Raw genomic sequence first — 7,595 nt, 5'->3', positions numbered from 1 at the left:
TTCGAGAAATTTATGGAACCGAAAATGTCGTCGCTTCCGACATTCGAAAATTGAATAATGACATTGTCAATTCAGGCACTTTTGAAGTTGTAAATGCACTGGATTTTAACCAAATTGAGCATCTTGTAGAAGTGCATCATATTACCGATGTTTATTTGATGGCAGCATTACTATCAGCAACCGCTGAAAAAAATCCCGCTTTTGCTTGGGATTTGAATATGAATTCGCTGTTTCACGTTTTGAATTTGGCGAAAGCCAAGAAAATAAAAAAAATATTCTGGCCATCAAGTATCGCCGTTTTTGGTCCAACTACGCCCCAAGAAAATACACCACAATACACCATTATGGAGCCATCAACCGTTTATGGAATAAGCAAACAAGCGGGTGAAAGATGGTGTGAATATTATCATACTCATTTTGGAGTTGATGTTCGAAGTGTTCGCTATCCTGGTTTAATAAGTTGGTCAACTCCTCCTGGTGGTGGAACGACAGATTATGCTGTGGATATTTTTCACAAAGCTTTATCTGATAAAAAATACGAATGTTTCTTGTCATCAGAAACCAAAATGCCGATGATGTATATGGATGATGCTATTGCAGCGACCTTACAAATTATGCAAACACCGGCGGAACAAATCAAGATTCGTTCGTCTTATAATTTAGCCGCGATGAGTTTTACACCAACAGAAATTGCTGCCGAAATCAAGAAGCATATTCCTGATTTTACCGTTTCGTACAATCCTGATTTCAGGCAAACAATAGCTGATAGTTGGCCAGCGAGCATTGACGATTCTCGAGCAAGAGAAGACTGGGACTGGAATCAGAAATTCGATTTAGAAAGTATGACGGTGGATATGTTGAAGAATTTGGGAGATATCAATACTCAATAAACAAAAAAAGTCCAGTTTTAAAGCTGGACTTTTTTTGTTTATGCAAATATTCTATTTCAATTCATAAACATTGTTCTCTCTTTTCACATCAGCCATTAATCCGCTTGGGTCGATGGTTATTTTTTTGATTGCGGATTTTGGTTTAGAAATACTCAATTCATAAGTTGGATAAGCCCAAGCCCAATCGCTTAAAACCATTCTTTCAATATTTGGATTTGGATTTTCTTTCTCAAAACTCATCATTCGCAACGGAATGTAAAAACTCTCTTTTGTACCATCTGTATATTCGACCAATAAATCAATTGGCATTGGCATTCTACCGATTCTTTCCAAGGTGACAATTGTTTTATCGGCATTGTCTTTTACCTCCTTGATTCCATAATCAATCGTGTTGGTAGTTTCTGTCCAATCGGTCAAATACCAATCTAAATTTGCTCCTGAAACTCTCTCTGCACTTCTCTTGATGTCATTTGGCGTTGGATGTTTGAATTTGAAATCGTTGAAATATCTTTTCAGTGTTTTCAAAACATTTTCTTTTCCAATGAGATATTCTAATTGTGACAAGAAAATTTCTCCTTTACCATAAGAAGAAATACTGTAAGGTCGGTTTTCGTCATAACGATCACCGTGTGTAGTTTGCGGTTGCTCTTTACCTGATTCTACTAATATATAATAGGCTCTGTAAGTTGTCTCAAAAGGATTATCCAATTTTTTGACAGCAAATTCATTCATTGCTAAATCTTCGATATAAGAAGTAAATCCTTCATCCATCCAAGGATGTTTTGATTCATTGGAAGCCAAAACGTGCTGAAACCAAGAATGTCCCAACTCGTGTGTTGCTGTTCCAAAAATCCCCTCTAAAGTGCCATTACCTAATATCAAAGTACACATTGCATATTCCATTCCGCCATCGCCACCTTGAATAAATGAATATTGTTTGTAAGGATAATTGCCAACCGTTTTGTTGTAAAAATCCATCACTTTAACCATTAGAGGTTCTAGTTTTTTCCAATTTTCTATAACTGATGGATTGTTTTTGTAAAGGAAATGCAAATCAATATCATTAGGTCCTTTCACTAAATCGTGAATATAATTTTTGTCGGCTGCCCAAGTAAAATCGTGAACCATTGGTGCGATAAAATGCCAAGTCAAAGTTTTGGTGTTCTTTGGATAAACAACTTGAATTCCTGCATCCTGATAACCGTGACCTATTTCATTTGGGTTTTGCAAATAACCACTTCCGCCCAAAACATAATCCTTGTCAATAGTTATATTCACATCGAAATTTCCCCAAACTCCGTGAAATTCTCTTGCGATATAAGGATCAGCGTGCCAACCTTCGAAATCAAATTCGGCTATTTTTGGATACCATTGTGCCATTGACAATTCGACTCCTTCTGCATTATTTCTTCCTGAACGACGAATTTGAATAGGAACTTGTCCATCAAAATCTAATGTAAATGTAGTTTTCGAATTGGGTAAAATGGGTTTTGCTAAAGTCACTTCGAGAATGGTTCCCACAGTTTTTGTAACCGCATTTTCTCCGTCCTGCTTGAAATTTGAAATATTCAAATAGCCAATTTCATTTGGTTTCAAAGTTTTAATTCGGCTTTCTTTAATTTCCTTTCCGTCCACTTTTATCTTGTTGACCATTCTACCATCTGGATCTTTGATACTTTGAATTCTAGCATCCATCTCGCTTCCAGGCTGAAAAGCATTGTTGTATAAATGATAAAAAACTCGTTTTAGAGTGTCAGGCGAATTATTAGTGTAAACCAATTCCTGTTTGCCTTTATATTGGTAGTTTTTCACATTCATAACCACATCCATTTTGTAGCTGACGTGTTGTTGCCAATAGGTTGAACTTTGTGCAAAAAGGTTTCCGAAACTCAATGAAAATGCAGCAAGTAAAAGTAATTTTTTCATATTTGATATAATAAAAAATGGAAGGATTTGAGTCCTTCCATTTTGGAATTAAAGATTAATTATTTGTTCTTCGACATTTTTTCAGCCATTAATAAAGCATTGTAAGCGTTCACAATTTTTCCTGATTTAGACAAATTGGTAAAAGAACGAACATCTCTTGGGTTTCCAGCAACCACTACATCAGTTGTAATTGCCACACCCGAGTCCATCAAAATATGTTTTACTTGTTGAGCAGATAATTTTGGATAATAAGAACGAATTAATGCCGCAACACCTGCTACATTTGGCGAAGCCATTGATGTTCCCTGTAAGAACTTGTAAGTATTGTTTGGTGTTGAAGCATAAATTTTTACTCCAGGAGCAAAAGCATCAACGTTTAACTTTCCAATGTTTGAAAATCTTGCAACAATTTTTGGTCCATATTCAAAATTCAAAGCACCAATGGTAATTACATTATCGGCAAATTCAGTCTTTTTATCATCCGAATCATTGGGGAAATTATTTTCAAAATCAATATCTTTTGCATCATTTCCTGCTGCGTGTACAATTAAAACATCTTTACTTTCAGCATATTTTATGGCATCATAAACCCATTGTTTGTGCGGAGAGAAGTCTTTTCCAAAACTTCCATTGATTACTTTTGCGCCATTATCAACTGCATAACGAATACCAAGGGCAACATCTTTGTCATATTCATCACCATCAGGCACGGCACGAACCACCAAAATTTCAGTATTGTTTGAAATACCATCGCCACCAATTCCATTATTTCTAACTTGAGCAATTATCCCAGCAACGTGGGTTCCGTGCATAATTTGTGATTTATCAGGACTAATTCCCATAACATTGTTGTTGCCATATTTTGTATCCGTAATGTCTTCTGGATTATCTCCAACAACCTTTCTATAATTAATCATTGGTGCGTTTTCATTTATTGCAGCAATGTCAGCATCTAATTCTTTTTGAATTGCCGTTTTCAAGTCAGGGACACTCATTCCAAAAGAAAGCATTCTTTGCATCATACTTTTACTAACTTTCAAAATCGAATCTTGCGATTCAATTGCATTAACTTCTTCTACAGAATAGCCAGATTTTCCAAAATATTTAACCAAAACCGCATCTGCCTTTGTAGTTCCTTCCAATATTTTTTCTAATTGGGTTTTTCCTTCTGTGCTTTCGGCTACTTTTTTGTCGTGTGCCGCTTTTGCTTCTTGATAAGTAGCTTCATCAACAAGATTTTTGTTGTTTAAAATTCTTTCATATTCAAGATTTTCTTTGGTGATATCTCCAAGAAAATTCCATCCGTGAATATCGTCAATGTAACCGTTGTTGTCATCGTCGATTCCGTTACCAGGAATTTCTTTTTTATTGGTCCAAATGACTGATTTCAAATCTTCGTGATCAATATCAACTCCTGAATCTACAACACCCACAATTACTTTTACGCCTTTTTTACCTTTGAGTAATTCGGAATATGCTTTATCAACACTCATTCCTGGAATCGTATCTTTTACTAAATCTAAATGACTCCAGCGTTTTAAGTCCCCTTCATTAATTGGAGCCTTTTTTGTAATGTTTAATGGGGCTGTTTCTGGCAATAATGAAATAGTGGAAACAGATTTTGACGCTCCGCAACTAGCTAAAACTAAGGCTGCAAAAATGGAGACAAAAAGGAATTTAATTTTATTCATTGTTTGGTTTTTTTGGAATTTATAAAATTTGTCTAAATGTAAGTCGTTTTGTTACAAATTTAAACAAAATTAACACTATTTAAAGATTTCATCACAAGTAAAAGCTTCCTTCAAACGAACACCTCTTTCGGTGTGTTCTACAGTTATGATTTCGTTGTGGGCATCGTGTTCCAAGAACAAATAGTAATTATTTTCGGCAGCGGCATCAAGGAATTTCGATTTTTCGGGCATCGTCAATAATGGTCTGGTGTCATAACCCATCACGTAAGGCAAAGGAATATGTCCCACCGTTGGCAACAAATCAGCCATAAAACAAATGGTTTTGTCTTGGTATTTTATTTGTGGAATCATTTGTTTTTCGGTGTGGCCGTCGGCAAAGAAAATTCCAAAATCAAGTTCCGATTTTTCCAATAAATCACCTTCGGGTCTTTTTATGAAATTTAACTGTCCACTTTCTTGAATGGGTAAAATGTTTTCAGATAGAAAAGACGCTTTTTCTCGAAGATTGGGTTTTGTAGCCCATTCCCAATGGTTTTCATTCGTCCAATACTTAGCATTTTTGAAAGCAACTTCATAACCCGTTTTGTCTTTATTCCAATTGACACTTCCACCACAATGATCAAAATGTAGGTGTGACAAAAAAACATCAGTAATATCATCGCGGTGAAAACCGTATTTTGCTAAAGAATTGTCCAATGAATGACTACCCCAAAGCGAATAATAGCCGAAAAACTTCTCGGATTGTTTGTTGCCCATTCCGTTATCAATAAGAATCAGTCGATTTCCGTCTTCGATGAGTAAACAACGAGCTGCAAGATCAATTAAATTATTACTATCAGCGGGATTAGTTCGACTCCAGATTGTTTTTGGCACAACGCCAAACATTGCGCCACCGTCGAGTTTAAAATTGCCAGTTTCAATAGGATATAGTTTCATTTTTTGTTTTGTTAGTACTACAAGAAAACAAAGTTAAGGAATACATTTACTTATATAGGAAGCCAAATCGACTTTTTCTATCCCGATATAGTTATAAAAATGTTATATGTTTGACTAAAAGGCGAAATTGTAATATCTTTGTGCTCTATTTAGACAAATTCTATATAAGCTATGATAAAGGTTTCTGATACTGCCAAAAAGAAAATCATCGATTTAATGAAAGACGATGGATTTGACCCAGCAAATGACTACGTAAGAGTAGGCGTAAAAAGCGGCGGATGCTCGGGTTTGTCTTATGATTTGAAGTTTGACAAAAACAAAGGTGAAGACGATAAAATTTTTGTGGACAACGAAATAACTATTGCCGTAGAAAAAAAATCGTTTCTTTATTTAGCTGGAACTATTCTCGAATTTTCGGGCGGATTAAACGGAAAAGGTTTTGTTTTCAATAATCCGAATGCAAGTAGAACTTGTGGATGCGGGGAATCGTTTTCGTTATAATTTAATCAAAATAGCAAAAAAATCTAAAAAATCTAAAAAAATGGCAAAATATAGTTCTTTCGAAGAAATGGAAGTTTATCAAAAAGCATTGTCTTTTGGAGTTAAAGTATATAAACTAACGTTGTCGAATCAACAAATTAATAAAGATTTTGGATTAAAAGATCAATTGCAAAGAGCCGCATTATCTATTTCTAATAATATTGCCGAAGGTTTTGAAAGAGAAACAAAAAAAGAATTAATTAGGTTTTTATATTTTTCAAAAGGTTCTGCTGGCGAATGCCGAAATATGTTCAACTTTTTGCAACTTTTAGAATATATTAATGAAGATAATTTTTATAACCATAGAAATGATGTCATAGAAATATCAAAACAATTAGGTAACTATATTAAATATTTGAAAAATCTTGAAAAGCAAGATAAAATAAATCAAAAAAATGATTAATCAAAAAAAATAAAATGAGCAAAAAAACCTAAAAAAATAGTATTGAAGTCAAATTAAAAAATAAGTTTTAGATTATTTTGATTTTTTAGATTATTTTGATTTTTTAGCTTCTTTATATTCTTTAGATTTTTTAGATTTTTTCAATCTTTTAGATTAAAAAAAATATGTCAAAATATACCGAAGACCATTTACGAGTTGAACTCGAGACAAAAGAATACGAGTACGGATTTTATACAGATATAGAATCGGATACTTTTCCTATTGGTTTGAACGAGGACATTGTTCGCGCCATTTCTTTGCGAAAAGAAGAGCCGGAATGGATGACCGAATGGCGCATTGAAGCTTTTCGCGCTTGGGAAAAAATGACCGAACCAGAATGGGCAAATGTTCATTATGAAAAACCTGATTTTCAGGCGATTTCTTATTATTCAGCACCAAAAGCTATTGATCCAAATAAAACATTAGACGATGTAGATCCAGAACTTTTAGAAATGTACAAAAAGTTGGGAATCTCTGTCGATGAACAAAAAATAATGAATAATGTTGCTATGGACATCGTTGTCGATTCAGTTTCAGTTGCAACAACATTCAAAAAAACATTGAACGAAAAAGGAATTATTTTCTGTTCCATTTCTGAAGCAATCAAAGAACATCCTGAATTGGTTCGAAAACACCTTGGAACAGTTGTCCCTCAAAAAGATAATTTTTATGCTGCATTAAATTCGGCTGTGTTTTCAGATGGAAGTTTTTGTTATATTCCAAAAGGCGTGCGTTGCCCGATGGAACTTTCTACTTATTTCCGTATCAACCAAGCAGGAACAGGACAATTCGAAAGAACATTACTTATTGCCGACGAAGGCAGTTATGTTTCCTATCTTGAAGGTTGCACCGCTCCAAGTCGTGACGAAAATCAATTGCACGCTGCGGTTGTGGAACTCATTGCAATGGACGATGCCGAAATTAAATATTCGACCGTTCAAAACTGGTATCCTGGAAACAAAGAGGGAAAAGGTGGTGTTTTTAATTTTGTAACCAAAAGAGGAATCTGCCAGAAAAATGCAAAAATTTCTTGGACACAAGTCGAAACTGGTTCCGCCGTAACTTGGAAATATCCGTCTTGTATTTTGAAAGGCGACAATTCGGTTGGAGAATTTTATTCGATTGCCGTAACCAATAATTTCCAACAAGCTGATACGGGAACCAAGATGA

Annotated in this window: 7 protein-coding genes; 4 read left to right on the top strand and 3 right to left on the bottom strand. The window is 34.7% G+C overall.

Annotated elements, in window-relative coordinates; translation table 11 throughout:
• The coding region (locus tag PHC28_RS12840; RefSeq protein WP_300101166.1) for an NAD-dependent epimerase/dehydratase family protein at positions 1-890 on the top strand (890 nt) is incomplete at its 5' end.
• Positions 891-941: 51 nt separating this feature from the next.
• Here PHC28_RS12840 and PHC28_RS12835 read toward each other — a convergent pair.
• The 3 genes from PHC28_RS12835 to PHC28_RS12825 all read right to left on the bottom strand — a co-directional run bounded on the left by PHC28_RS12835 (position 942) and on the right by PHC28_RS12825 (position 5,443).
• The gene (locus PHC28_RS12835) at positions 942-2,816 is read right to left on the bottom strand and encodes a M1 family metallopeptidase (protein WP_300101163.1); all 1,875 of its coding nucleotides are present in this window, start codon (positions 2,814-2,816) and stop codon (positions 942-944) included.
• A gap of 59 nt (positions 2,817-2,875) precedes the next feature.
• Entirely contained in the window at positions 2,876-4,507 is a 1,632-nt protein-coding gene (locus tag PHC28_RS12830) for a S8 family peptidase (protein ID WP_300101159.1), read from the bottom strand.
• A gap of 75 nt (positions 4,508-4,582) precedes the next feature.
• The gene (locus tag PHC28_RS12825) at positions 4,583-5,443 is read right to left on the bottom strand and encodes an MBL fold metallo-hydrolase (RefSeq protein ID WP_300101156.1); all 861 of its coding nucleotides are present in this window, start codon (positions 5,441-5,443) and stop codon (positions 4,583-4,585) included.
• Positions 5,444-5,614: 171 nt separating this feature from the next.
• Here PHC28_RS12825 and PHC28_RS12820 point away from each other — a divergent pair, with 171 nt between their 5' ends.
• The 3 genes from PHC28_RS12820 to sufB all read left to right on the top strand — a co-directional run.
• Complete coding sequence (locus PHC28_RS12820; protein WP_300101153.1) at positions 5,615-5,944, top strand: iron-sulfur cluster assembly accessory protein; 330 nt, start codon at positions 5,615-5,617, stop codon at positions 5,942-5,944.
• A gap of 40 nt (positions 5,945-5,984) precedes the next feature.
• Positions 5,985-6,386 carry a four helix bundle protein gene (locus PHC28_RS12815; RefSeq protein WP_300101150.1) on the top strand — a complete coding sequence of 134 codons (402 nt, stop codon included), beginning with the start codon at positions 5,985-5,987 and terminating at the stop codon, positions 6,384-6,386.
• A 164-nt stretch (positions 6,387-6,550) separates the two neighbouring features.
• Positions 6,551-7,595: Fe-S cluster assembly protein SufB (gene sufB, locus PHC28_RS12810; RefSeq protein WP_300101147.1), on the top strand; the 1,045-nt coding region annotated here is incomplete at its 3' end.

Origin of the sequence: Flavobacterium sp. (genome assembly GCF_028712645.1) — a bacterium.
In the GTDB taxonomy this organism is placed as follows: Bacteria; Bacteroidota; Bacteroidia; order Flavobacteriales; family Flavobacteriaceae; genus Flavobacterium.
The sequence above is the reverse complement of the archived record's forward strand: the minus strand, read 5'-3'. Positions and strand labels throughout refer to the sequence as shown.

Coding starts and splice junctions, on each gene's coding strand:
- PHC28_RS12835 (WP_300101163.1), bottom strand. CDS start 2,816: ATGAAAAAATTACTTTTACTTGCTGCATTTTCATTGAGTTTCGGAAAC.
- PHC28_RS12815 (WP_300101150.1), top strand. CDS start 5,985: ATGGCAAAATATAGTTCTTTCGAAGAAATGGAAGTTTATCAAAAAGCA.
- PHC28_RS12830 (WP_300101159.1), bottom strand. CDS start 4,507: ATGAATAAAATTAAATTCCTTTTTGTCTCCATTTTTGCAGCCTTAGTT.
- PHC28_RS12820 (WP_300101153.1), top strand. CDS start 5,615: ATGATAAAGGTTTCTGATACTGCCAAAAAGAAAATCATCGATTTAATG.
- PHC28_RS12825 (WP_300101156.1), bottom strand. CDS start 5,443: ATGAAACTATATCCTATTGAAACTGGCAATTTTAAACTCGACGGTGGC.